The sequence below is a fragment of the Achromobacter sp. 1011791174 genome, from assembly GCF_059760925.1.
Window position 1 is genome coordinate 1 of the sequence record NZ_JCBANH010000091.1, and the last position, 26,629, is coordinate 26,629.

15 protein-coding genes are annotated in these 26,629 nt (G+C 69.2%); 4 read left to right on the forward strand and 11 right to left on the reverse strand.

All coding sequences use genetic code 11. From position 1 onward, the window contains the following. On the forward strand, positions 1–955 hold a 955-nt coding region (locus tag AC6LJ5_RS24235; RefSeq protein ID WP_498141830.1), incomplete at its 5' end, for a DNA/RNA non-specific endonuclease. Between the two features lie 45 nt (positions 956–1,000). Here the strand turns inward: AC6LJ5_RS24235 and AC6LJ5_RS24240 are convergent. Continuing rightward, complete coding sequence (locus AC6LJ5_RS24240) at positions 1,001–1,480, reverse strand: VOC family protein (RefSeq protein ID WP_498141831.1); 480 nt, start codon at positions 1,478–1,480, stop codon at positions 1,001–1,003. Positions 1,481–1,723: 243 nt separating this feature from the next. Between AC6LJ5_RS24240 and AC6LJ5_RS24245 the strand changes: the two genes are divergently transcribed. Beyond that, positions 1,724–2,641, forward strand: a complete 918-nt coding sequence (locus tag AC6LJ5_RS24245; RefSeq protein ID WP_498141832.1) for a LysR family transcriptional regulator — start codon at positions 1,724–1,726, stop codon at positions 2,639–2,641. A 57-nt stretch (positions 2,642–2,698) separates the two neighbouring features. Here AC6LJ5_RS24245 and AC6LJ5_RS24250 read toward each other — a convergent pair whose 3' ends face one another. Next, positions 2,699–3,664, reverse strand: a complete 966-nt coding sequence (locus tag AC6LJ5_RS24250) for a Bug family tripartite tricarboxylate transporter substrate binding protein (protein WP_498141833.1) — start codon at positions 3,662–3,664, stop codon at positions 2,699–2,701. After that, positions 3,661–4,542 (reverse strand): dihydrodipicolinate synthase family protein, encoded by an 882-nt coding sequence (locus AC6LJ5_RS24255; protein ID WP_498141834.1) that lies wholly within the window; start codon positions 4,540–4,542, stop codon positions 3,661–3,663. The genes AC6LJ5_RS24250 and AC6LJ5_RS24255 overlap by 4 nt, the downstream gene beginning before the upstream one ends. A 226-nt stretch (positions 4,543–4,768) precedes the next feature. On the opposite strand from AC6LJ5_RS24255, the gene AC6LJ5_RS24260 reads away from it, so the two are divergent. Next, entirely contained in the window at positions 4,769–5,455 is a 687-nt protein-coding gene (locus AC6LJ5_RS24260; protein ID WP_103276526.1) for a GntR family transcriptional regulator, read from the forward strand. A gap of 34 nt (positions 5,456–5,489) precedes the next feature. On the opposite strand, the gene AC6LJ5_RS24265 is transcribed toward AC6LJ5_RS24260, so the two are convergent. The 4 genes from AC6LJ5_RS24265 to pdxR form a co-directional block, all read right to left on the reverse strand. Beyond that, on the reverse strand, positions 5,490–6,854 hold the full coding sequence (locus AC6LJ5_RS24265; RefSeq protein ID WP_199770874.1) for an MFS transporter: 1,365 nt from the start codon (positions 6,852–6,854) through the stop codon (positions 5,490–5,492). 163 nt (positions 6,855–7,017) lie between these two features. Beyond that, positions 7,018–7,503: a cupin domain-containing protein gene (locus AC6LJ5_RS24270; protein ID WP_103274912.1), complete on the reverse strand. Its 486-nt coding sequence runs from the start codon at positions 7,501–7,503 to the stop codon at positions 7,018–7,020. A gap of 224 nt (positions 7,504–7,727) precedes the next feature. Further along, positions 7,728–8,483: a hypothetical protein gene (locus AC6LJ5_RS24275; RefSeq protein ID WP_498141835.1), complete on the reverse strand. Its 756-nt coding sequence runs from the start codon at positions 8,481–8,483 to the stop codon at positions 7,728–7,730. Positions 8,484–8,597: 114 nt separating this feature from the next. After that, the gene (pdxR, locus tag AC6LJ5_RS24280; protein WP_498141836.1) at positions 8,598–10,169 is read right to left on the reverse strand and encodes a MocR-like pyridoxine biosynthesis transcription factor PdxR; all 1,572 of its coding nucleotides are present in this window, start codon (positions 10,167–10,169) and stop codon (positions 8,598–8,600) included. Between the two features lie 205 nt (positions 10,170–10,374). Between pdxR and AC6LJ5_RS24285 the strand changes: the two genes are divergently transcribed. Further along, the gene (locus AC6LJ5_RS24285; RefSeq protein WP_498141837.1) at positions 10,375–12,321 is read left to right on the forward strand and encodes an NAD(P)H dependent flavin oxidoreductase family protein; all 1,947 of its coding nucleotides are present in this window, start codon (positions 10,375–10,377) and stop codon (positions 12,319–12,321) included. An 86-nt stretch (positions 12,322–12,407) separates the two neighbouring features. Here the strand turns inward: AC6LJ5_RS24285 and AC6LJ5_RS24290 are convergent, their stop codons facing one another. From AC6LJ5_RS24290 to AC6LJ5_RS24305, 4 genes are all read right to left on the reverse strand, one after another. Beyond that, positions 12,408–12,854 (reverse strand): SRPBCC family protein, encoded by a 447-nt coding sequence (locus tag AC6LJ5_RS24290; protein ID WP_103274915.1) that lies wholly within the window; start codon positions 12,852–12,854, stop codon positions 12,408–12,410. Between the two features lie 85 nt (positions 12,855–12,939). Continuing rightward, positions 12,940–13,218: a hypothetical protein gene (locus AC6LJ5_RS24295; protein ID WP_392411347.1), complete on the reverse strand. Its 279-nt coding sequence runs from the start codon at positions 13,216–13,218 to the stop codon at positions 12,940–12,942. A 27-nt stretch (positions 13,219–13,245) separates the two neighbouring features. After that, entirely contained in the window at positions 13,246–21,738 is an 8,493-nt protein-coding gene (locus AC6LJ5_RS24300) for an autotransporter-associated beta strand repeat-containing protein (protein ID WP_498141838.1), read from the reverse strand. Between the two features lie 639 nt (positions 21,739–22,377). Continuing rightward, the coding region (locus tag AC6LJ5_RS24305; RefSeq protein ID WP_498141839.1) for an autotransporter outer membrane beta-barrel domain-containing protein at positions 22,378–26,629 on the reverse strand (4,252 nt) is incomplete at its 5' end.

The following is a 26,629-nucleotide window of genomic DNA, read 5'->3' on the forward strand; positions in this document are numbered from 1 at the left end:
GAAGAAAAGCCCCCCACGCAGATCCCCGGCCCGCGCCAGCGCCGGCGGCCGCTTCCCCCGCTTCCTGAAGGCGCTGCTGTTCTCGTCCCTGGCGAGCTTCGGCGCCGCCACCTACATGCTGAATCCGCAGTGGCGGATACCGGCGCCGGTGCAGGACGTGCTGGCGCGGCTGGGCTGGACGCAGCAGCATCATCAGCCACAACACCCGCAGCAGAATTCCCAGCATCGCCAGCCGCCGCGCGAGCAGAACGCGCCCGCCGCCACGGCGCCGATCGCCGTGCCCACGGGCGCGCCGGCGCAGACCATCTTCGCCGAATGCCGCCAGTTCTTCCCCAACTTCCGACCGCCGGAGGTGCCCGGCAGCCAGCAGCTGCGCGAGGTCTGTTTCTCGGCCTTCGCGATCCTGCATAACGGCCAGACCAAGACGCCGGTGTTCGTGGCCGAGCGCCTGAACCGGCAGACGCTGGCCCAGGGCCAGGGACTGCGCCGCACCGACAAGTTCTACGCCGAGGCGCGCCTGCCACGCTCGGAACGCGCCGAGCTGGACGACTACAAGGGCTCGGGCTATTCACGCGGGCACATGGCGCCGGCGGGAGACATGTCCACCCCGGACGCGATGGCGCAGAGCTTTTCGCTGGCCAACATGGTGCCGCAGGACCAGACGCACAACGGCGGCGCCTGGAGCCAGATCGAGCAGGACACCCGCAAGTACGTGATGCGCGCGTCCGGCGACGTGTACGTGTTCACCGGACCCGTCTACGCCGACAAGCCCAGGACCATCGGCAGCGGCGTGGCCGTGCCGGCCTATATCTACAAGGTCGTGTACGACGCCACCACCGGGCGCTCGTGGGTGCACTGGCAGGCCAACAGCGCTAGCACCAAGGCGGGGCCGCCGATCAGCTATGAGGAATTCGTGAAGCGGACCGGGCTGCGGCTGCTGCCGGAGGCCGGCTAGGCCGGGCCGGCGCGGCGCCTATCGCCGGGCGGCGTGTCCGGCGCGTCAACCGCGCCGCGCCGCCTCGATCGCCGCGATGTCGATCTTGCCCATCGTCATCATCGCCTCGAACGCGCGCTTGGCCGCCGCCGGGTCCGGATCGGCGATTGCCTCGGTGAGGGCGCGCGGCGTGATCTGCCACGACAGGCCCCATTTGTCCTTGCACCAGCCGCAGGCGCTTTCCTGGCCGCCGTTGCCAACGATGGCGTGCCACAGGCGGTCGGTTTCCGCCTGGTCGTCGGTGGCGATCTGAAACGAAAACGCCTCGTTGTGCTTGAACGCCGTGCCGCCGTTCAGGCCCAGGCAGGCCACGCCCGCCACGGTGAACTCCACCGTCAGCACATCGCCCTGCGTGCCCGACGGATAGTCGCCCGGCGCGCGCAGCACGCGGCCGACGGCGCTGTCGGGAAAGGTGCGGGCATAGAACCGCGCGGCCTCCAGCGCGTCCTTGTCGTACCACAGGCATATCGTGTTCTTGCTGATCATGCTTGTCTCCTGGAGATGGCGGACCCAGGCGCATTGCAGGCGCCCGGGCCCTGTGAACGGAACCGCGCCCGGCGCCTTCCCGGGCGACCCTGAGTAGCCGAGGATACTGCCGCCCGCCGGGCGCGGTGCGTTACGAAGCGTAGAAGCGTGCAAGCCCGCGTCAATGCGCGCACAATCGCGCCTGGGCGCGCGCCTGACCAGCCAGCCGCGACGACCCGTAGAACAAGATCAAGGGGACTCGCGATGGATTTCAGGCAGATCAAGCAGTTCGTGGTGCTGGCCACCGAACTGAACTACCGCAAGGCCGCCGAGCGGCTGCACATGACCCAGCCGCCGCTCAGCATCGCCATCAAGCGGCTGGAGACCGAAATCGGCGCCGAGCTGTTCGAGCGCGACCGCCAGGGCGTGCGGCTGACGGTCGCGGGCATCGCCTTCCTGGATGAAGCCCGGCGCCTGCTCGACGGCGCCGAGTCCGCGCTGCAGGCGGCGCGCGATGCCGCGCAGGGACGCGTGGGCGCGCTGCGCATCTGCTCGGTGCCGAGCGCGGCGCTGAACCTGCTGCCGCGCATCCTGCCTGCGTTCAGCCAGCGCTTTCCGCAGGTGCGGCTGCGGCTGAGCAGCGGCAGCACGGTGGGGATCCTGGCGCAGTTGCAGCGCGGCGAGCTGGACGCGGCGCTGCTGGTGCCGCCCGCGTCGGGCGTGCCGGGCATCGCCATGACGCCGCTGGGCCGGCAACGGTTGGCGCTGGCGGTGCCGGCGGGCCATCGGCTCGCCGACCGCCGGTCGGCCGCGCTGGCCGAGCTGGACGGTGACACGCTGGTGGCGCTGGCGCATTCGGACAGCCCGGGATTCGCCGCCGAGATCGCGGCGGCCTGCCAGCGCGCGGGCTTTCATCCGCGCGTGATGCAGGAGTCCTCGCACGCCCTGGTCACGCTGCCCCTGATCGCCGCCGGGCTGGGCGTAGCCATCGTGCCGGAGGCATTGCGCCGGATCGCCATCGACAATGTGGCGTTCGTCGATCTGGAGGACGCCGCCCGCGAGCCGCTGAGCTACGCCGTGGCGCTGGCCGCGCACGCCGAGCCGGCGAATCCGGCGGTGCGCTGGTTCGTCGACGCGGCGCGCGAAGCGCTGGATGAAAACGGGGATGCGGGACGGCAATGAGGGGGGACGGCCCCGGAGACGCGAGAGCCGTTCCCAGCCGCAACGCATGCCGCGCCCTTACTTGCCCGGGCGACCCAAGATGCCCGCCCACTTCTTCTGCTCCTGCGCCACTCGAAGCGTGAAGGCTTCCTGCGAGCCGTCCATGCGCTCGCTGCCGCGCGCATAGATCTTGTCCTGCGCCATCGCACCGTCGGCGACAGCCGCGATGGCGGCGTTCAGGCGCGCCACCACCTCGGGCGGCGTGCCGGCCGGCGCGGCGATGCCGGACAGCGAACCGCCCTCCACGTCCTGACCCAGCGCTTCCTTGGCGGTGGGAATGTCGGGCAGGTTGGCCAGGCGGCGCGACGAAGTGACCGCGTAGGGGCGGATCTGGCCGGCCTGGATATAGCCCGTCGCGGTGACGGCCGAGATGGCGGTCACGTCGGTGTTGCCGCTCATCACGGCCGTCAGCGACTCGGCGCCGCTCTTGTAGGGCACGTGCAGCATCTTCACGCCGGTGGCCTGCTGCAATACCTCCAGCACCTGGTAGTTGTCGGAGCCCTCGCCCGCCGTCGAGAACGCGATCCTGTCGGCCTGCGCGGACGCCGCCTTGATCAGGTCGGGCAGCGTCTTGTGGGGGCTGTCCGCGCTCACCGCCAGCACGGTGGGCGTGTTGGCCAGCATGGCGATATAGGCGAAGTCCTTGTTCGGGTCGTAGGGCAGCGTCTTGTAAATCAAGGGGTTGACGGCGTACATGCCATTTGTGATCACCAGCAGCGTGTAGCCGTCGGGATTCGCCTTGGCGACCGCGCTGGCGGCAATGGAGCCGCCCGCGCCGCCCCGGTTCTCGACCACCACCGGCTGGCCCAGCTCGCGCGTCAGTCCCTCGGCGAACACGCGCGCGGTGGTGTCGGTCACGCCGCCCGCGCCGAAGGGCACGATCAGCCGGACCGGCTGCGTCGGATACGCCTGCGCCCACACCGCCGCCATCGGCAGCGCCGCTCCCAACAAGACCGCCAGACGGCGGCGCAATCCCAGCTTCATTGCACGATCTCCATTTGCTTGAGGATGTTCAGTAAGGTGTGTTCGTGTTCCGGGGCCAGCGGCGCCAGCGGCGCGCGCAGCCGCCCGCTGGGAATGCCGCGCAGGCGCAGGCCGGCGGCCACCGTGCGCGGCAGGCCGTGTTCCATCAGGAAGTTCAAGAGGCCGGACTGGCGCGCGAACCAGTCGTCCACCCCGGCCTGGTCGCTGGCCATGGCGCAGCGGTACAGGTTCACCGCGTGCGCGGCGGCGACATTGGCCGAGGCCGTGCACCAGCCGGCGGCGCCGGCGGCGAAACCGCCGCGCGCCATGCGGTTCAGGCCGATGTAGACGGCGGTCTTGTCCGGGCAGGCCTGGCGCAGCCGCGCGATCTTGCCTTCGTCGGGACTGCTTTCCTTGATCATGGTGACATTGGGCAGCGCGGCCAGCTTCGCCAGGAACGGCACGGGCAGGTCCATGCCGGTGGTGAACGGGTTGTTGTAGACCATCACCGGGAGCGAGATCGCGTCGCAAACCGCGCGGTAATAGTCATGGATCTCGGCCTCGGTCAGTTTCCAGTAGGTGCTGGGCAGCACCTGCACCGCCGCCGCGCCGACGCGCTCGGCGTGGCGCGCGTGGCGCACGGTGCTGGCGGTGCCCAGGCTGGACACGCCGGCCAGCACCGGCAGCCGGCCGGCCGCCGCGCCGACCACGGTCTCGACCACGGCCTCGCGCTCGGCGTCGTCCAGGTACGGCAGGCAGCCGGTGCTGCCCAGCGGCGCCAGCGCGTGCACGCCCGCGCCGATCATTTCCTCGACGTGGCGCGCCAGCAGCGCGTGATCGACCCGCCCGGCGTCGTCGCAGGGCGTCAGCAGATAGCCGATGATTCCTTGCAAGTGCATTGTGTTTGTCTCCTTCACAGCCCTCAGTGCAAGGCAGAGTCTAGGGACGCGCCGGCACGGCGGTCCAATATCAAATTCCTGGGCGCCTGATATGTCCGACGCGATTCCAGGTGAAATCCCGCGCCGCGCGCGCGGTGAAAACGCGCGCAAACCGCGTGCTACCATCCCCGCCATAAGGCGCCGCCGCCAGGAACGGCCGCCACAGACCGGCCCCATGGATCCGAGCATGAGCGAGACCCGCAACACCCGAAACGCATCCAGATCCTCGATCGAGATTTCGGAAGAAATCCTGCAGCGGATCCGCAATGGCCAGTACCTGCCCGGCGACGCGCTGAGCCAGTACGAGCTGGCCGCTGAATTCGAGACCAGCCGCACGCCCATCCGCGAGGCCCTGCGCTTCCTGGAGGCGCGCCGCGCCATCACGCTGACCAGCACCGGCCGCGCCGTGGTGACGGTGCCTTCGGTGCGCGCCATCCGCGAATCGTTCCAGATCCGGGCCGAGCTCGAAGGGCTGGCGGCGCAGCTGGCGGTGGACTGGATCGACGACAAGGACCTGGAATTGCTGGCGCAACATCAGCAGCGCTACGCCGAGGCGCTGCGCACCCGCGTGCGCAGCGAGGGCGGGTCGGACTGGCTGAAATTCAACGCCCTGTTCCACAACCTGATCACGCAGGCCAGCCACAACGAACGGCTGCACGAGCTGGTCGCCGAATTGCAGGGCAGCATCGTCTCGAACGTGCTGGGCTTTGCCTCGAAAATGCCGCCCCGGCTGATGGAAGAGAACATCCGCCAGCACGAGGACATCATCGCCGCGCTGACGGCGCGCAACGGCGCGGCCGCGCGGGAAGCGATGGCCACGCACATCTCGCGCACCACCGAGCTGGTGGTGGAATGGATGGAAGCGCGGCGCTAGGGTCGCGCTTCCAGACCCGCCTTCAAACCTGCATTCAACGGCTGGCCAGCGGCGCGACGCGCTTGCCCGCCCTGCCCGACGCGAACGGCGCGCCTGCCTGCGCCAGCGGCTGGCGATACGGCCGCATCATCAGCCCGCACACCGCCGCCACCACGCCCAGCCCCGCCAGATAGAACACGATCAGCCGGGGCGAGCCGCCGCCCTGCGCCAACAGGTAGGTGGCGACCAGTGGCGCGGTGCCGCCGCCAATGGCGCCGCCGATCTGCACGGCCAGCGAGATGCCGGTGTAGCGCACCTCGGGCGGGAACATGCTGGCGAACAGGCTGGACTCCTGCGCGTACATGGCGGCATAGACCACGCCAAAGGCCACCAGCATGGCGACGTTGGTGTGATACGCCGTCTTCTCGTCCAGCAGCGAGAAGAAGCCCGCGGAGAACAGCGAAATGCCCAGCGCGCCGGCGATGAAGATCGCCTGCTTGCTGCAGCGGTCGCCCAGCCAGCCGAACAGCGGAATGGTGACCAGCGCGGCGGCCGCGCCCCAGATCACGCCGTTCAGGATAGTCTCGCGCGGCAGGCCCAGCGTGCCGACCGCATAGGTCAGCGAGAAGGTCGCGATGGTGTAGAACCAGGTCTTCTCCGAGATGCAGGCCACCAGCGCGGCCAGCACCGGCGCCTTGTGATCGCGCAGCACGGCGCGCAGCGGCGGCGCCTCGGGCTTGGGCTGGGCCAGCGCGGCCTGGAACTCGGGCGATTCGCCGACCTTGGCGCGGATGTACCAGCCCACCAGCAGCAGGAACACGCTGGCCAGGAACGGCAGGCGCCAGCCCCAGCTGAGCATGTCCGCCTCGGGCAGCCGGGACACCGCGCCCATCGCCAGCGACGACAGGATCAGGCCGGGCGCGACGCCGACTTGCGGCAGGCTGCCGAACAGCCCCTTCTTGCCTTCCGGCGCGTGCTCCACCGCCATCAGCACCGCCCCGCCCCACTCGCCGCCGACCGCCAGGCCTTGCAGGAAACGACAGAACACCAGGGCCACCGCGCCCCAGTAGCCGATGGACTCGTAGCTGGGCGTCAGGCCGATGAGCACGGTCGGCACGCCCATCAGCATCAGGCTGATCATCAGCATGGACTTGCGGCCGACGCGGTCGCCGAAGTGGCCGAACACGATGCCGCCCAGCGGCCGCGCGACGAAGCCCACGGCATAGGTGCCGAAGGCGGCCAGCGTGCCGGTGATGGGGTCGATCGCGGGGAAATAGATCTTGTTGAAAATCAGCGCGGCGGCGATGCCGTACAGGAAAAAGTCGTACCACTCGATGGTGGTGCCGATCATGCTGGACAGGCCCGCGGTCACATAGTGCTTGCGGGAACGGTGTTGGGGCGCTGCTGCGGGGGTATTCATCCCGATGTCTCCGATTCGAGCGCGCGCTCGTCCCCGCCCGCCTGCGTATCGCGGGCGGGGAATGCGCGTCTGTATGCATGGGTCTGGTCGCGCGGCGGTCCCGCCGGCGGGCCGCCGCCATGGTCTGGCCGGGCGGCGACGCCGTGGGCGCGCGGGTCCGGCGCTAGACCGCCGTGGTCTCTTCCTCCAGCGGCCGCCGCTCCTTCACGTTGAAGCGGCCTTCATAGATGGCGCCCTGGCGCGTGTGCGGGCCGACGTACTGCACGTATAGGATGGCGCCCGTCTCCACGGTTTCCAGCGCGCTTTCGAAATGGGGATCGGGATGGAAGATCATCGCGCCCTTGCCGTACAGCTTGCCCTCGATGCGGAACTGGCCTTCCAGGATGTACCAGACCTGCGCGAAGTAGTGGTTGTGCAGCGGATGCCCCGAGCCCTTCTCGTAGCGCACGATGCCGGCGTTCGGGATGGTCGGATCCTCGGCGGTCGGGTGGAACATCATCTTGGCGTACTGGCCTTCGTAGCGCAGATTGGTCCACTCCAGGTCGTCCTGGTGGCAGGCGCGCATGCCCTGGTGGTCCTCGGTCAACGGGCCGCCGCGGCCGCCTTCATTGAGGATGCGCTTGCCGGTGATGGGGTCGATATTGCTCATGTGCCTCTGGCTCCTTGTGTGTTGAAAGTCGTGATCCTGTCCATGACATCGATCAAATGGGATCCCGTTTTTATTTAACGGGATCCTACAAGGCGCGTGGAGCGGCTGATATCGGGTCTAACCCTTAGGGTGGGCGGGGATGGAAGTGCGTCTGGCGCGGGCACGTGGTGGAGGCCTTTGGCCCCAGGGCCGCCGGGCTTGCCGGCCGGCCCGCGTTGTCGCGCCTAGTGCCCGAACAAGGGCTGTTGGCGCGGACTGAACGCGCTCAGGTCCACGCCGGCCTCGCGCAAGCGCTGCAATACGGCGTTCTTGTGCCCCAGGCTCGGCAGCTTGACCGCCGCGATGGACGCCCCGCAGCGCGCCTCGTCGCCGGGACAACCTCTGCCGGCCGGCAGTTCCTGCGCGTACAGCGAGATGTTGATCGCCAGCGTGGCGACCTTTGCATCGGTCGGCTTGCCCTGGTAGAACGCAGCCAAGGCGTCCTTGAGCCTTGCCGCCTCGCGCTCGGCGACGGCGGCGGCGGGCTCGCAGCCGCTGAAGCTGAGCGTGTCCTTGGCCAGATCCATCTTGCCGCAGACCAGGGCCAGCGCCTGACCGGCCTTGGGCTTGCCCGCCAGGGTCTGGCCCGGCGCCAGGCGCGCGCGCACCTTGGGCGCGGCGGTATCGGCGAAATCGAACCACTCGCCCTGCCCCGCGACGCTGCCCGTGGCGGCCAGCGCGCCCGACAGCAGCAGCGGCTGCTTCAGTTCGGGCATCCTGGCGTTGCGGTCGCGGGCGGCCATTGCCTGCGAAGCCGACGCGGCCGTCACCGGGACGATGCCTTGCGACTCGCCCACGAAGCTATGGCCACCGGTGGAGAACGAAACCACTTCATCGCGCAGCACCGCCTCCAGCACCGCCTGTTCGGCGGCATTGGGAACATAGGCCGCGCCCGCGGGCACGGACCAGGAGGCGCACAGCAAGGCGAGGAGTTTCTTCATGAAGAGCATGCGTGGCGATAGATCGAGGCCGCAAGCTTAACCCGCGCCGGCCACCTCCCGTTCCATCATTGCCGTCATTGCGCCGCCGCGTCCGTTGCTGTGCAGGCAGCGCCCTTATCCACGCGTGCGCCCCGGCCGCAGCGCCGCCAGCAGCGCGCCCAGCCGCCGCAGCCGCGCTTCGTCCACCGCGCTGTAGCCGATCACCACGCCCGGCGCCGGCGTCGCCTTGCGCGCGAACTCGGCCACGTCCTGCACGCCGACGTCGGCCTTGCGGCCCGCCTCGACCACCTGCCGCGCGTCCCAGCCCGGCGGCAGCCACCACAGCAGATGAAAACCGGCGTGCTCGCCGCTGACGCGCAAGGCCTCGGCGCCCACGGCCTGGCGAAGCGCCTGCAGCGCCGCGTCGCGCCGGCGCGCATACACGCCGCGCGCCTTGCGCACGTGGCGCGCGAAGCCGCCGTCTTCCAGGAAGCGCGCCAGCGTCATCTGTTCGATCAGGCTGCCCGACCGCCCGGTCTTGCGCCGCGCCTCGGCGAAAGCGGGCGCCAGCGCCTTGGGCACGACGGCATAGCCGATGCGCAGGGCATTGAACAAGGTCTTGTTGAAGCTGCCGCAGTGGATGACGCGGTCCGCGCCGTCCAGGCTTTTCAAGGCCGCCAGCGGCGCGCCGTCGTAGTTGAATTCGCTGTCGTAGTCGTCCTCCACGACCCAGACGCCGGCCTGCGCGGCCCAGTCCAGCAGTTCCAGGCGACGCGACACGGGCATGGTGATGCCGGTGGGCGACTGGTGCGCGGGCGTCACATGGACCAGCTTCACGCCGCGCAGGCGGCGCGCCCGCGCCACGGCAAAGCCCTGGCCATCGATGGGCAGCGGCACCACGCCCGACGTGTAAGGACGGTAGATCGGCACCGCATTCACATAGCCGGGATCCTCGATCAGCACCTTGTCGCGCGGCGTCAACAGGATCCGGCCGCACAGGTCCAGGCCGTCGCGGATGCCGGACAGCACCACGACCTGCGAGGCATCGCAGACGATGCCGCGCGCCGCCCCCAGGTAGCGCGCGATCTGTTCGCGCAGCGCGGGCCAGCCCTGCGGCTCGTCGCGTGTCAGCTGGGCCGGCGTCAGCTGTCGGGCGCTGACGGCCAGCCCCTTGCTCCAGGCCGCCATGGGAAACAGCGCGGCGTCGGCGCTGCGCGAGGCGAATGGCGGTTCGGCGGACTCCGCCTGGTCAGCCGGCGTCACCGGCTGCTCATGCGGCAGCGGGCGCGCCGGCCGCCCGGCCGAGAGACGGGCCGGGGCGAGCGCGGCCTTGCCCGTCTTGTCCCTGGCATCCGCGCCCAAGGACGCCCCGCTCTCTCCTGGCAGTCCCTTGCGGAAGAAGTTGTCTGGAATGACGGCCGCCACATATGTACCCGACCCGACCGTGCCGGCCGTGTAGCCTTCGCCGCGCAGCTGGTCGTAGGCCGCCTCGACCGTGGACCGGGCGATGCGCCAGCGCTGCGCCAGGCTGCGCGTGGACGGCAGGCGCGCGCCGGACGGCAGCGCGCCCTTGAGCACGCGCTCGCGGATCTGGCGATAGACCCAGGCCTGCTTGGATTCGCCATCGCGGGGCGCGTCGACGGGCAGGTCCAGGCTGGCCTCCTGGCGTCGGGCGGACGCGGGTGTCCCTGATGACGCGGATGACATGGATGGCATATTCATGGCGGCGACTCGCGCACTCTCCTTCCCTGCCAACCGGCAACGGCGATCCGCGCCTTGCGGCCCGGATCCGGCCAGGAGCCGGTCGGAAAAGTGGCTTGCTGATATTGATAAAAATGGCTCTATTTGAAAAGCCATTCTATCGATAAATTGCCCGCATGGCCCCATCGGGGCAAACCTCCTGGAATCCGCGATGAACCCGTTCGCCCCCTGTCACACCATCACCGTCGATACTGGCGCCTTCTCCACGGACGGCAGCGCTTCCATCCTGGACGCGGCGCTGGCCCAGGGCGTGCAGGTACCCTTCTCCTGTCAGCGCGGCGAGTGCGGCTCGTGCCGCGCCACGGTCCTGGAAGGCCGCTACGAACGCATCGCGCCGGCCAACGAACGTTCCTATGTCACCGCCGACGACGAGCTGCTGATGTGCCAGTGCCGCGCGGCCAGCGATCTGCGCCTGACATTTCCGCACTGGCAGGCGCCGGCCCGGCCGCCCGAGCCGCGCCGCGCGCGCGTGGTGTCGCACCTGCCGCTGGCGCCGGGCGTGACGCAGCTCATCGTCGAAATGGAGGACGCGCGACCCTACGCCTGGCTGCCGGGACAGCATGTGCAGCTGCTGCTGGAAGATGGCGTCCGACGCAACTTCTCCATCGCCAATGTGCCGGTCGCCGCCACGCCGGACTCTCTGGCTTCGGTCGCCACGGCTTCGGTCGCCACAACGGCGAGCCCCGCTGCGTCGAGCGCCACGATGTCGGGCGGTTCCGCGCCGAACGTCGTCGAGCGCGATGCGTCCGGGCCGGTCCGGCTGGAGTTCCACATCCGCCGCATGCCCGGTGGCGTCTTCACCGACGGCATCCTGCCGCGTCTCGCGCCGGGTGACACGCTCACATTGGAAGGCCCGCTGGGCGCCTGTGTCTGGCCCGGGGATGGCTGGCGCAACGGTGCGCCGGGCAGTTTGCCGGATGGCTTGCCGAATGGCTCATCGAATGGCTCATCGAATGGTTCACACAACGGCGCGGACCATCTGGTGCTGCTGGCCACCGGCACGGGATTCGCGGGCGTGTTCCCCATCCTGATGGCGGCGCTGCACGACCGGCGCATGGCATCAGTGACGCTGTACTGGGGCGGCCGCACGCCTGACGACTGCTACGCCGCGCCACTGCTGAATGCGCTGCAAGGCAAGCATGCGGGCCTGCGCTGGCATGCCGCGCTGTCGGACACGACGCGGGAACACGCCGTCGAGCTGGACGGCGGCGGCGCGCGGACGCGAGCCAGCGCATCCGCGCCGCCGCGCGTCCAGGACCTGGCGCTGGCCGGCGGCCACGACTGGACCCGCAGCGTGGTCTACGCCTGCGGCAATCCGACCATGGTGCGCGAGGCCCGCGTCCGGCTCGTCGAGGCGGGCCTGCCGCCCGCCCGCTTCCTGTCCGAAGCCTTCCTGCCCGCGACCGCCGGCGCTGCCATCGATGCGCCGCCGCGCCACGAACATGCCTGGGAACGCGTCGGCCAGCGCTTCACGATGGCGGGCATCCTGGACGCGCGCCAGCGCTCCCTGGACGCCGTGCGCGACATCGCCGCGCTGATCCGCCCGGGCATGACGACGCGCGACGCGGTCAACGCCGCCGACGCCCATCTGCGCGGCATGGGCGCCTCGCACAACTGGCATCCGACCTATGTGCGCTTCGGCGTCGACACGCAGTCGCCAGCCGTGCAGCCGACGGATTTCCAGCGCGTGCTGCGGGATGACGACACCTTCGTGGTCGACATCGGCCCGGTCTGGGACGGCTACGAAGGTGATTACGGCGACACCTTCGTCACCGGGCGCGACGACGCCGGCGCGCGCTGCGCCCGCGCCGCGCGCGAGGTCTTCCGCCGCGCCCGGCTCGACTGGCTGGCCGGCGCGACCGGCGAGGCGCTGTACGACCGCGCCGACGCCTATGCCCGCGAATACGGCTGCGCGCTGGTGCGCGAGATCCCCGGCCACCGCGTCTCGGATTTTCCTCACGCCCTGTACGGCAAGCACAAGCTGGCGCACGCCGACTTCGCGCCCGCCGACGGCATCTGGGTGCTGGAGATCCAGGTGCGCGACCTGACGCTGCCGGTCGGCGCCTTCTATGAGGACGTGTTGCTGCGCGAGGCCTGAAGCGGCGCACGCCGGGCCTTTTCCGGCCCTCACGCTTGCGCTTCAGTCACCCCGTCGTGTTGCAGATCCCGCCGGACCTTCGCGCTTCAGTCCGGCAGTTGCGGCTCCACCAGCCGCTTGAGCTGTTCCAGCGATTCCTGCCAACCCAGGTAGCACATCTCCGTCGGGATCATCTCGGGTATGCCTTCCTGCACGATGCTGATCTCGGTGCCGCAGGACACCTCGCGCAACGTGACGCGGGTCCGCATCTGGCCGGCCATGTTGGCGTCATCGAACTGATCCGAGTAGCAGATGACCTGGTTCGGCACCAACTCCAGATAGGTGCCGCCAAAGGAATGGCCGTGCCCCGTCCCGAAATTGCGAAAGGTCATGCGGTGCTTGCCGCCGACCTTGGCGTCCAAGTCGTGCACCTGGCACAGATAGCCATAGGGCGGCAGCCATCGCGCGACCGCGTCGCGGTCCAGGAAGGCGTTGTAGACGCGCTCGGCGGGCGCGCGCAGGACACGGTGCAGGGTGACGGTTCCGGTAGCCATGGGAAGCTCCTTCGCAAAGAGTGGGTCGTATTGGCACGACGATTGGCGGCAGGGGAAATCGACAGGTCTGAACCTGGGACAAACCCTAGACCGCCCAAACCGACCCTGATCGGGGCGGCCCCAGCAGATTCGCATCACGCGCCAGCAGCCAGCGGCCGTGCTCGCGCCTCAGAATGTTCAGCGTGTGGCCATCGCGCGTGATGGCGGGCGATCCGTTGGCGGGCGTCGCCACGAAGGTGCGGCGGTCGATGTCACAAGCCACGACGGCGCTGATGCCCGGCCCGCCTCCGCTGCGCCCAAGCCAATGCAAACGGCCGCCACGGTCGGGAATGTCGCAGACCATCGTGCCCAGACCATAGTACATCCGGGGCTGGAAGCCCCGGCGCGGCATTCACCAGTTGATCCGCACTCCCAGGTTGCCCTGCACCGTTTCGCGCCGCTCGCCGCCCAGGTTGAAGCCATATCCCGCCGACGCGTAGACGCTGACCCGCTCGCTGGCCTTGACCGAGACGCCCAGTCCCAGGCGCGCCTGGGTGCCGCCCATGGCCGACGTGCTGGTGGTGCCGCCGCTGAAGTCGACCTTGTCGCGTCCGCCCAGCGTGTGCTCCAGGTCCGCCCGCACATAGGGCTTCCAGGTGGCGCCCTTGGCCTGGTACTCGCCCTGCAGCCGCGCGCCAACGCGGCCGATGAGTGCGTTCTTCGGCGCGAAGGACACGTCGGACGCGGAATCCCTGACCGAATCGATGCGGGTATTCTGGTAGATGATCTGCGCCTGCGGCTCCAGGCTCAGGTTGGGCTTGAGCGCGATCGGCAGTCCCGCTTCGACCGACGCGGTGAAGGCGCGGCCCTTGGTGGACGAGGTATCCCCCGCCGTGGACTTGGGATTGACTTTCAGGTGGCTGCCCATGATGACGGTGTCGGTGTACCAGCCGCCCGGCCCGATGTGCGTCCAATAGCCGCCCAGGCTGTAGGAATCGATGGCGAGCTTGCCGGCGCGGTAGCCGCGTTGCCCCATCGCGTCGCCGCGCACGTCGCCGTCGGCGCGCGCGTAGCCCAGGAACACGCCGTAGCGGTCCTGGTGGCCGCTGTCGCCAACGCGCGCATACAGATCCTGGCCGGCCTGCATGCCGAACACATTGCCGCTGAACGACTGGCTCACCGTGCCGTCGCGACGCTCCGAGAAATGATCGCCCCAGGTGCGCGCCCAGCCCGCCGGCAGCCGGCCGGCGCCGGTCAGCAGATCCTGGTTGCCCTGGCGGTCATGGAAGGTGCCGATCTGCTGCACCGCCAGCTCGCGCGCCAGCGACGGCACTTCGGTATAGATCGACACGCCGGGCCGGTAGATCGGCTTGGGATCGACGACGGGCGTCAGCTCCGAGCGCAGGTACCAGTTCTGCTCGGTGCCGGGCGTCACGCCGCCTCGGAACAGCATGTACGAATAGGCGCCCGCGTAGATCCCGCCGCTGGTGAAGGCGCCGGGCGCGGTGGTGCCGCCGTTGATGGCCTGCACCACCTGGATGCCGTCGCCGGTGGTCTTGGCGCCGGGCCCGGCCTTGTTGGCGATGCGCAGCGCCGTCGCGCCCGTTGCCGCGCCGCCGTCCACCACCAGCTTGTCCGACGGCGAAGCGTCGGCGCCCAGGTAGGTGTTCAGCGACAGCACGCCTGACTGGCCCAAGTAATTGCCGGTGACGGTTAGGCGATTGCCGGGATTGGCCCCCGCCAGGTTGACCGTGCCGCTATTGGTCAGGTTGCCGGTGATGACGAAGGCCCCCGCGCCGCCGCCCAGGCCGGGCAAGGCATCGGCCACCGCCAGCGTGCCGGCGTTGCTGACGTTGCCCTTGACGCTGCCATAACCGCCGAACGTCGCGCCGCCCTGGACCATCACCTGGCCGCCGTTGATCGCCGCGTCGGCATGCGAGGCATCGCCCACGGCCAGCGCGCCCGCCGCCACCGTGGTGCCGCCGGTGTAGCCGTTGATGGCGTTGAACACGGTCGTGCCCCCTCCCTGCTGGATCACCTGTCCGCTGCCGTTGATCACGTCGGTCTGGACATAGCGGTCCGCGCGGTTGAACGCCAACACGCCATCATTGCTGACCGTGCCCATGATGTTGCCGCTGACGCCGCCATTGCCCACCTGCAGCGTGCCAGCCTTGATGATGGTGACGCCGTCCCTGACGACGGTGCCGCTGCCATAGCTGTTGCTGCCCGTCAGGATCGCGGTGCCGGCGCCCAGCTTGGTCAGCGAACCGGCGCCGCCGATATTGCCGGCCAGCGTCAGCGTGGTGCCGGCCAGCGGTTCCACGCTGCCGCCTTGCGCGCCCAGGGTGATGGCGCGCGATTGCGCGAGGCTTTGCGTGGTGCGCAAGGTGCCGGCGTTCATGCCGATGGCCGTGCCGGCCGGCCCCAGCGCGCTATCGCTGGCGATCTGCACGGTGCCGCCATTGATGTCGGTGCCGCCCGTGTAGGTATTGGCGGCGTTCAGCACCAGGGTGCCCAGGTCGGTCTTGACCAGCCGCGATGCGCCGGTCAGCACGCTGTCCACGGTGGTGACGTAGCCCGCGCCCAGGCTGCTGCCGTCGCCGACGCGGAGGGTCGTGCCGCCGCCGGCGTCCGGCACCAGCTCGATGGCGCCGCCCAGCAGGCGATAGCCGTTGCTGGCGAATTGCATGCCGCCGCTGCGCACCTGGCCCAGGCTGTTGTCCACGGTGACGTTGCCGGGCGCGGCCATGAAGATGGCGAAGGTGGCGTCGGCATACGGCGCGTTGGGCACGCCCAGCGAATTGGTCCAGTTGTCGTTGCCCGCCGGGTTCTGCCACAGGCCGTCGCCACCGTCGACCGTGCCGTTGTTCTTGCCCGCCACGGCCGCGCCGTCCCAGAAGTTCAGGTTCAGGCCGGCGGTATTGACCAGGTTGACCTGCTTGGCGACGGCCGTCTGGACCGAGAACGACGGCGACGGAATCGTGCCGATGGCCAGGCCGTTGTTGGTCAGCGCGCCGTCGTAGCTGATGACGCGGTAGACGCCCGGATCGAAGCTGCCGCCGGGCGGCGTGGCCACGTTCAGCGTGCCGTCCAGCACCAGGTTGCCCTTGACGATGGTCAGGTCGTTGAGCGGGCCGCCCACCACGCCGGCCTGGCCGAAGTTGTAGGCCAGCTTGGCTGCGTTGCCGAGCGTCAGGCTTCCGTTGATGGTCAGCGTGCCGGGCGCGCCGGTGGTGTCGCCGGGCGCCAGGGTGCCGGCCACGAGCGCGTCTCCGCCTACGATGCCGGTGCCGCCCAGCGTGGCGGTCGGCAGCACGAATGTCTGTCCCGTGGCGGCGGTCTGGTCGCCGTTGATATAGAGGGATCCGAAATTCACCAGCGTCGGGCCCGCATAGGCGTTGTTGCCGCTGAGCACCGTCTGGCCGGCGCCCTCTTGCACCAGCTGGCCAGTGCCCGAGATCAGGCCGGTCATCAGCACCTCGTTGCTGCGCTCGATCACCAGTCTCGAGTTGTTGAGGATGTCGCCAGTCACCGAGCCGGTGGTGCCGCCGGCGCCCAGCCGCAGGGTGCCGGCGGAAATGACAGTGCCGCCGCTGTAGGTGTTGTCGCCGGTCAGGAAGGTGTCGCCCACGCCCTGCTGCACCAGCTTGCCGCTGCCGCGTATGGGGCCGGCGAGCACGACGTTGTTGTTGCGGTCCACGACCAGCGTGCCGGCGTTCGAGATCGGGCCGGCCACGCTGCCCGTCCCGCCGCCATTGCCCAATTGCAGCGTGCCGGCCGAGATCGTGGTGCCGCCGGCGTAGGTGTTGTCGGCGGTCAGCACCGTGGTGCCGGCGCCGGCCTGCGTGACCGCGCCGCCGCCGCTGATCAGGCCGCCGAAGGTATACGCGTCGGCGCGGTTGAACACCAGCGCGCCGTTGTTGGCGACGTCGCCGACGATGCTGCCCGTCGTGCCGCCCGCACCCAGTTGCAGCGTGCCCGCCGAGATCGTGGTGCCGCCCGTGTAGTTGCTGTTGCCCGTCAGCACCGTCGTGCCGCTGCCCTGCTGCGTGACGCTGCCAGTGCCGCTGATGAGGCCGCCAAAGGTGTAGGTATCGCCGCGGTTGAACACCAGCGCGCCATTGTTGGTGACGTTGCCGCTGATGCTGCCCGTCGCCCCGCCCGCCCCGAGCTGCAAGGCCCCGGCGGAAATCAGCGTGCCGCCGGTGTAGTTGCTGTTGCCGGTCAGCACGGTGGTGCCTGAGCCCATCTGTTCGACGTTGCCCGCGCCGCTGATGATGCCGCCGTAGGTATACGTGTTGCTGCGGTTGAACGCCAGCGTGCCGCTGTTGCTGACGTTGCCGAGGATGCTGCCCGCCGTCGAGCCGCCCGCGCCCGAGCCCAGCTGCAACGTTCCGGCGGCAATCGAGGTGCCGCCGGCATAGGTGTTGTCCGCGCCCAGGATCAGCGTGCCGGTGCCCAGCTTGCTCAATGCGCCGCTGCCGCCGACGGCGCTGGTGATGCCGAAGTTGGTGCCCGCCGCGACATTGAAGCTGCCCCCGCTCGCGCCCAGCGTGGTGGCGCGCGCCGTGTCGAACGTCGCGGTCGTGGCCAGCGTGCCGCCGTTGAGCGACAGCGCGCCCGCCAGGGCGCCCATGTTGCTGTCCTGCGAGACCTGCAGCGTGCCGCCGTTGACGGCCGTGCCGCCGGTGTAGGTATTGATCCCCGACAGCACCAGCGTGCCCAGGTCGGTCTTGACCAGCTTGGCCGCGCCGTCGAGCACGGCCGAGATGGTGGCCGTATAGCCGGCGCCATCGGCCGAGCCCGCGCCCACCCGGATGACGGCCTCGTTGGGACCGCCGCCGCCCGTGGGCGTGCCGGTCAGGGTCAGCTTGTCGCCGGCGGCATTGCCTTGCAGCACATAGCCATCGGTGGCGAACTGCATGCCCTGTACGTTGATCGGTCCGTTAGTCGTGCTGTCGACCCGCACCGTGCCGCTCTGGCCGGTGAAGACGGCGAAGGCGCCCTGGCTCCAGGGCGCATTGACCGAGCCGGCGGCATCGGTCCAGTTGTCGTTGACTCCGCCCGGCGCCACCCAGGTGCCCGCACCGCCGTTGACCTGGTTGTTGTTCTTCGGGCCGGCATCGCCGTCCCAATAGTTCAGCGTCAGGCCATTGGTGTAGGCCAGGTTGACCTGCTTGTCCACCGAGGTCTGGATGAAATAGTCGGCGGCGTTGGCGCCAGCCGGCAGCGTGCCCAGCGTCAGGCCCGCGGGGTTGGACAGCGTTCCACCGTAGTTGATGATGCGGTAGATGCCAACATCGAAGCGCCCTTCCGGCGACAGCGCCACGTTGAGCTTGCCGCCCAGGGCAACGTTGCCGCCCACGTTGGTCAGGTCATTGAGGGGGCCGCCGGCCACATTGGCCTGGCCGAACGAGTAATTCAGCGCCGTGCCGCTGCCCAGCGCCAGATTGCCCTTGATCGTCAGCGTGCCCGGCGCGGGGCCGTTGTCGCCGGGCGACAGCGTGCTGTTGCCCGTCAGCGTCACGTCGCCGCCGATCACGCCCTTGCCGCCCAGCGTGGCGTTGTTGACGGTGGTGGCGCCGGTGGCGGCGGTCTGGTCGCCGTTGACGTACAGGCCGCCGGCGCTGACGGTGGTCGCGCCCGTGTAGCTGTTGTTGCCGCTGAGCACCGTGGTGCCCGCGCCCTGCTGCGTGACCGAGCCCGTGCCGCTGATGACGCCGCCAAAGGCATAACCGTTGCCGCGATTGAAGACCAGGCCGCCGTTGTTCACGACATTGCCGACGATGCCGCCGGTGGCGCCGCCCGCGCCCAGTTGCAGCGTGCCCGCCGAAATCGTGGTGCCGCCCGTGTAGGTGTTGTCGGCGGTCAGGATGGTCGTGCCGCTGCCCAGTTGCGTGACGCTGCCCGTGCCGCTGACGAGCCCGCCAAAGGTGTAGCTGTTGCTACGGTTGAAGACCAGCGTACCGTTGTTGGCCACGTTGCCCAGAATGCCGCCCGTGGCCGAGCCCCCCGCCCCAGAACCCAGCTGCAGCGTCCCGGCGGAAATCGTCGTGCCGCCGGCATAGCCGGCGTCGGCGTGCAGGATCAGCGTGCCGCTGCCCAGCTTGCTCAGCGCGCCGCTGCCGCCGACGGCGCTGGTGATGCCGAAGTTGGTGCCCGCCGCGACATTGATGCTGCCGCCGCTCGCGCCCAGCGTGGTGGAACGAGCCGTGTCGAACGTCGCGGTCGTGGCCAGCGTGCCGCCATTGAGCGACAGCGCGCCCGCCAGGTCGCCCATGTTGCTGTCCTGCGAGACCTGCAGCGTGCCGCCGTTGACGGCCGTGCCGCCGGTGTAGGTGTTGACGCCGGACAGCACCAGCGTGCCCAGGTCGGTCTTGACCAGCTTGGCCGCGCCGGCCAGCGTGGCGGCGATGGTGGCGGTATAGCCGGCGCCGCCCGCCGTGCCATCGCCCACGCGGATCACGGCCTCGTTCGGCCCACCGCTCACGGGCACGCCGACCAGCGTCAGCGCATCCAGCGCGGTGTTGTTCACCAGCGTGTAGCCGTTGGCGGCGAACTGCATGCCCTGGGTCAACAGCGGACCGTTGATGATGCTGTCCACGCTGACGATGCCGCTCTGCCCCATGAACACGGCGAAGGCGCTCTGGGTCCACGGCGCGTTCAGCGCGCCGTCCATGCCGGTCCAGTTGTCATTGGTCAGCGCGCCGTTGGCTGTCCAGACACCCGACCCGCCATTGACCTGGCCATCGTTCTTGGGGCCGATGGCGCCGTCCCAGTAGTTCAGCGTCAGGCCATTGGTGTTGACCAGATTGACCTGCTTGTCCACCGAGGTCTGGATGAAATAGTTGCCCGGCGAGGGCACCGTGCCCAACGCCAGCGTGCCGCTGCGCGTGCCGGCATAGTTGATCACCCGGTAGACGCCCGGGTCGAACGAGCCGCCGGCCGAGGTCTGCACATTGAGCGTGCCGCCCAGCGCCAGATTGCCGCCCACGTTGGTCAGGTCATTGAACGGGCCGCCCACCACGCCGGCCTGGCCAAACGAATACGCCAGCGTGGACCCGCCCTGCAAGGTCAGGTCGCCGCCGACCGTCAGCGTGCCCGGCACCGCGCCGACACCGCCGGGCGCCAGCGTGCCGCCGGACTGGACCGTGACATTGCCGCCCAGCCGTCCCGATCCGCCCAGCGTGGCGCCGTTGCCCACCGTGGCCGGACCCGCGCCGGTCTGCGTGCCGTTCACGTACAGCGCGCCGCCCGTCACCGAGGTCGGGCCGGCGTAGCTGTTGTTGGCGGTCAGGATGGTCGTGCCGGCGCCGATCTGGCTGAGGCCGCCGGTGCCGGTGACGAGGTTGCCGAAAGTGAACTGATCGCTGCGATTGAAGGCCAGCGTGCCGTTGTTGACGATGGCGGACGCGCCCGGCAGATTGCCCGAGGCGCCGCCATTGCCCAGTTGCAGCGTGCCGGCGGCGATGGTGGCGCCGCCCGCCCAGCTGTTGGCGTTGCTGGTCAGCACAATGGTGCCGGCGCCGTCCTTGGTCAGCGCGCCGGCGCCGGTGATCGCCTGGGTCAGCGTGCCGGTCACGCCGGCATTGGCGCTGAGCGTTCCGTTGTTGGCGGTCACGCTGACGGCTCGGCCGGAACCCAGCGTGAAGCTGCTGTTGAATGCCAGCGCGCCGCCGTCCAGCGTCACGCCGCCGCTGCCGGCGCCCAGCGCGCTGTCGGCGCCAACCGCCACGGTGCCGCCCTGGATGCGCGTGCCGCCCTGATAGGTGTTGGACCCGCTCAGCGTCAGGACGCCGGCCGCGATCTTGCTGACCGAGCCGGTGCCGCTGATCGTGCCGGCATAAGTGCCGTTGTCCGGCTGGTTGAACAACACCAGGCCGTTGTTGATCACGCTGGGCGGCAGGCTTTGCGCGCGGGCTTCCAGCGTGCCGGCCGGATCGACCCTGACCGAGCCGTTGAAACCGGCATTGTTGCCCGTCAGGGCCAGCGTGCCGTCCTGCACCTGCACCGCCAGCGGCGTACCACCGCCGTTGCTCCCGACCGAGCCGGACAAGGTCCACTTGCCGTCGCCGGTCTTGATCAGCGACTGGAAATTGCTGATGGTGCCGGGCAAGGTATCGCTGGACCCCAGCTCGCCCGCGAGCGACAAGCTGTTGGTGCCGCCGCCGCCGTTGAAACCGCCGGTGATGATGGAACCCGGATACAGCGTGAGCGAGTCGTTGCCGCTGGCGAAGGTCAGGCTGCCGCGCACGGTGGCGCCGCTGCGATTGATGAAGCTGACGTTGCCGCTGCCGCTGTTGCCGATGACGTTGCTGCTGGTGCCGTTGCCCGCCTGGATGATGCCGTAGTTGTCGACCGTGTTGGCCGCGCCCTTGCTGCGGTCCTCGAACCAGATCGCGGCGGCATTGCCGCCCGAGATCAACCCATAGTTGAGGATGGTGTTGCCCGCGCCCATGACGTTGACCGCCTCGCCATTGGCCTGCGTGCCCAGCGCCTGGATCTTGGCGCCCGCCGACACCGTAAGCATGCCGTTGGAACCGAACTCGACGGTGTTGTTGCCGGCCGTCCACAGGCCCGCGCCGGAGGTGGCCGTATTGCTGACCACGGCGCCGGCGCCCAGGAAGATGGTGGCGTTGTCGCCCAGACTGATGGTGTTGGCGTTGCCCACGGCCAGTTGGGCGTTGGGCTGCAGGGTGACAGACGCGCCGGACGCGGTGGCAGGCCCCTGGCCGATCGGCGTGGTCGCGGGATTCGGCGCGCTGGTGTTGCAGGTGGTGCTGGTCCCGGAGGTGACGCAGGCCGCGTAGGCGGCCGGACCGGGCCAGCCGCCGAACAGGGCCGCGCCAATCAGCAGGCTCAGGCGCCGTGGCACCAGGACAAGGGACTGCTTCCGTTCTCGCATGCCATCCTCCAGCCAGGATAGACCGCAGGTACGCATCGCGGCTCGCCAATGCGGCGGCCCACCCGGTGGCGGTTTACGCTGCCGGATTTGCGAATGATCTCCGCGGCACGACTCAGGGGAAAAAACTAATAATTAACGCAGCAAGAAAGGCGGCCTTTGATTTACTTTGACACGGATTATTAATACCGATCAAGCACAAAAACAAAAAAATTCCATATGCATTGAAAATATGGAATACATATTCAAAGATGTTTGACCAACATCCACAAAAGTGCCGATGCATGGCTGTTTCAGTGCATGTTCGTTGATCCGCGGCATGCCTTTTAGCTCGCTTGATCAGGGACGACATGGCATCTTGCGAGATCACTACATTGGGGTAGGTGCAATGCAATCCCGGATTTTTCCGGACCAGCCGGGATTACCCATCAAGCCCCTGGCCTCTAAACAACTCTTAACAGTCGCTTGCGGCGGGCGCATTCAATCAAATCAATATTTCCGGGAAAGGTCGCCCTTATATAAAAAAAGGAACCACCACAGATAATCACAAAAATATGATCTTCATTATTTTCCATGCATAACGAATACTCGTGGCGGCTGGACTCGTCGCCTCATCAGGCGACGAGTCCGGCGATCCGCCGTTCACCAGCGGATCCGCACGCCCAGATTGCCCTGCACCGTCTCGCGCCGCTCGCCGCCCAGGTTGAAACCGTAGCTGGCGGACGCCGAGACACTGACGCGCTCGCTGGCGTCCACGGCAACGCCCAGGCCCAGCCTGGCCTGGGTGCCGCCCATGTCCGATGCAGTGGTCGCTCCGCCGCTGAAGCTGACCTTGTCGCGTCCCCCCAGCGTGTGCTCCAGGTCGACCCGCGCATAGGGTTTCCAGGTGGCGCGTTGGACCTGGTACTCGCCCTGCAGCCGCGCGCCCACGCGGCCGATGAACGCGTTCTTCGGCGCGAAGGACACCTCCGACGCGGCATCCCTGACCGAGTCGATGCGGGTGTTCTGGTAGATGATCTGCGCCTGCGGCTCCAGGCTCAGATTGGGCTTGAGCGCGATCGGCAGTCCCGCTTCGACCGACGCGGTGAAGGCGCGGCCCCGGGTCGCCCTGGTGTCACCGGCGTTGGACGTGGGATTCACCTTCAGACGGCTACCCAGAATGACGGTGTCGGTGTACCAGCCGCCCGGCCCGACGTGAGTCCAGTAGGCGCCCACGCTGTGGGACTGAATGCCGAGCTTGCCGACGCGGTAGCCGCGCTGGCCCATCGCGTCCCCGCGCACGTCGCCATTGGCGCTCGCGTAACCCAGGAACACGCCGTAGCGGTCCTGGTGGCCGCTGTCGCTCGTGCGCGCATACAGATCCTGACCGGCCTGCATGCCGTATGTGTTGCCGCTGAACGAGCTTCCCGCCATGCCGCCGCTGCCCTCCGAGAGATGGTCGCCCCAGGTGCGCGCCCAGCCCGCCCGGCGATCGCCGAACCGCTCCTCATTGCCCCGGCGGTCGTGGAAGGTGCCGATCTGCTGCACCGCCAGCTCGCGAGCCAGCGACGGCACCGCGCCATAGAGCGCGACGCCCGGCCGGTAGATCGGCCTGGATTCGCCGGCGGACTTGATCTCCGAGCGCAGGTACCAATTCTGTTCCGTGCCGGCAGCGACGCCGCCACGGAACAGCATGTAGGCATAGGCGCCCGCGTAGACCCCCGCGCTGGTGAAGGCGTCGGACGAGGTCGTGCCGCCGTTGACAGCCTGCACCACCTGGATGCCGTCGCCGGTGGTCCTGACGCCGGGGCCGGCCTTGTTGATGATGCGCAGCGCCGTGGCGCCCGTTGCCGCGCCGCCGTCCACCACCAGCTTGTCGGACGGCGAAGCGTCCGCGCCCAGGTACGCGTTCAGCGACAGCGCGCCGGACTGGCCCTGGTAATTGCCGGTGACGGTCAGCCGGTTCCCGGGGTTGGCGCCCGCCAGGTTCACCAGGCCGCTATTGCTCAGATTGCCCGCGATGGCGAACGCGCCCGCGCCGCCGCCCAGGCCGCGCAAGGCATCGGCCACGGCCAGCGTGCCGGCGTTGCTGACGTCGCCCTTGACGCTGCCATAGCCGCCGAAGGTCGCGCCGCCCTGGACCGTCACCGCGCCGCCGTTGATCGCCGCGCCGGCATGCGAGGCATCGCCCACCGCCAGCGCGCCGGCCGTCACCGTGGTGCCGCCGGTGTAGGCGTTGACGGCATTGAGCACGGTCGTGCCGCTGCCCCGCTGGACCAGCTTGCCGCTGCCCTTGATCGCCTCGGCCTGGACATAGCGGTCCGCGCGGTTGAACGCCAGCACCCCGTCATTGCTGACCGTGCCCACGATGTTGCCGCTGGCGCCGCCATTGCCCACCTGCAGCGTGCCCGCCTTGATGAGCGTGACGCCATCCGCGACCGAAGCCCCGCTGCCATAGCTGTTGCTGCCGGTCAGGATCGCGGTGCCGCCGCCCAGCTTGGTCAATGAGCCGGCGCCGCCGATACTGCTGGCCAAGGTCAGCGTGGTGCCGGCCTGCGGCTCCACGCTGCCCCCTTGCGCGCCCAGGGTGATGGCGCGCGATTGCGCGAGGTTTTGCGTGGTGCGCAAGGTGCCGCCGTTCATGCCGATGGCCGTGCCGGCCGCGCCCAGCGCGGTATCGTTGGCGATCTGCACGGTGCCGGCATTGATGTCGGTGCCACCCGTATGGCGGTTGGCGCCATTCAGGACGAGCGTGCCCAGGTCGGTCTTGACCAGTCTTGCGTCGCCCGTCAGCGCGGCATCAATGGTGGCGGTGTAGCCGGAGCCCGGGCCGGTGCCGTCGCCCACGCGCATCGTCACGCCGCCGCCTGCGTCCGGTACCAACTCGACGGCATCGCCCAGCAGGCGATAGCCGTCGCTGGCGAACTGCATCCCGCCGCTGCGCACCTGACCCAGGCTGTTGTCCACCGTGACCTTGCCGGCCGCCGCCATGAAAATGGCGAAAGAGGCATCGCTGTAGGATGCGTTCGGCGTGCCCAGCGTGTTGGTCCAGTTGTTGTTGCCGTTGGCGTGCTGCCAATGGCCGTCGCCGCCGTCGACCTTGTTGTTGTTCTTGCCCGAGGCGGCCGATCCGTCCCAGACGTTCAGGCTCAAGCCCCCCGTATTGACCAGATTGACCTGCCCGGCCACGGCCGTCTGGAGCGAGAAGGACGGCGATGGAATCGAGCCGACGGCCAGGCCATTGTCGGTCAGCGCGCCGCCATAGCTGATGACGCGATAGACGCCTGGATCGAAGCGTCCGCCGGGCGACGTGACGACGTCCAGCTTGCCGCCCAGGACCAGGTCGCCCTTGACGATGGTCAGGTCGTTGAGCGGACCGCCCACCACGCCGGCCTGGCCGAAGCTGTAGGCCAGCTTGGCCCCGCCGTCGAGTGTCAGCTTGCCGTTGATCGTCAGCGTGCCAGGCACGCCCGTCGAACCTCCGGGAGCCAGCGTGCCGTCCACGCTCACGTCTCCACCGATGATGCCGGCGCCGCCCAGCGTGGCCGGCGCCCGCACGACCGTTGCGCCCGTGGCCCCGCTCTGGTCCCCATCGATGTAGAGCGATCCCTTGAGCACCTCGGTCGTGCCGGTGTAGGTATTGTTGGCGCTCAGCACCGTCTGTCCGGCGCCCGTCTGCATGAACCGGCCGGAACCCGAGATCAGATTCGTCATCGACACCAGGTCGCCCCGGTCGATCGCCAGCGCGGCGTTGTTGACGATTTTGCCGAGCACCGAGCCGCTTGTGCCGCCGTCGCCCAGCCGCAGCGTGCCGGCCGAAATGGTGGTGCCGCCGGTATAGGCGTGATCGGCCGTCAGCACCGTGACGCCGGCTCCCGCCTGCGTGAGCGTGCCGCTGCCATTGACGAGCCCGCCGAAGGTATAGGCGTCGCCACGGTTGAAGACCAGCGCGCCGTTGTTGCTCACGTCGCCGGTGATGCTACCCGTCGTGCCGCCCGCGCCCAGCTGCAAGGCGCCCGCGGAAATCATGGTGCCGCCGGTGTAGCGGTTGTCGGCCGTCAGCACCGTCGTGCCGCCGCCCTGCTGCGTGAGGCTGCCGCTTCCGACGATGGCGCCGCCGTGAGCATAGGTATCGCTTCGGTTGAACACCAGCGCGCCGTTGTTGGTCACGTCGCCAAGAATGCTGCCTGTCGTGCCGCCCGCGCCCAGCTGCAGCGTGCTGGCCGAGATGAGCGTGCCGCCCGTGTAGTTGCTGTCGCCGGTCAGCACCGTGGCGCCTCCGCCCTGCAGCGTGACCGAGCCAGAGCCGCTGATGGCGCCGCCATAGGCGTAAGTGTTGCCGCGATTGACGATCAGGCTGCCGTTGTTGACCACGTCGCCGACGATGCCGCCGGTGGCGCCGCCCGCGCCCAATTGCAGCGCGCCCGCCGCGATGGTGGTAAGGCCGGTGTAGCGGTTGTCGGCGGTCAGCACGGTGGTTCCGCTGCCCATCTGCGTGACCGCGCCGCTGCCGCTGATCTGGCCGCCGAAGGTGTAGGCGTCGCTGCGATTGAAGGCCAGCGCGCCATTATTGGCCACATCGCCGACGATGGCCCCCGCCGTGCCGCCCGTACCCAGCTGCAGCGTGCCGGCCGTGATCGTCGTGCCTCCCGCATAAACGTTGTCCGCGTGCAGCGTCAGCGTGCCCGCGCCGCCCTTGCTCACTGCGCCGCTGCCGCTGATCACGCTGGTCACGCCCAGGCTGGCCCCCGCCGCGACATTGATGCCGCCGTCGCCCAAGCCCACCGTGATCGCGCGCCCCGTGTCGAAGCTCGCGGTCGCGGCCAGCGTGCCGCCGTCCAGCGACAGCGCGCCCGAAGCCGCGCCCAGGTTCGCGTCCCGGGATACCTGCACCGTGCCGCTGTTGACCGCCGTG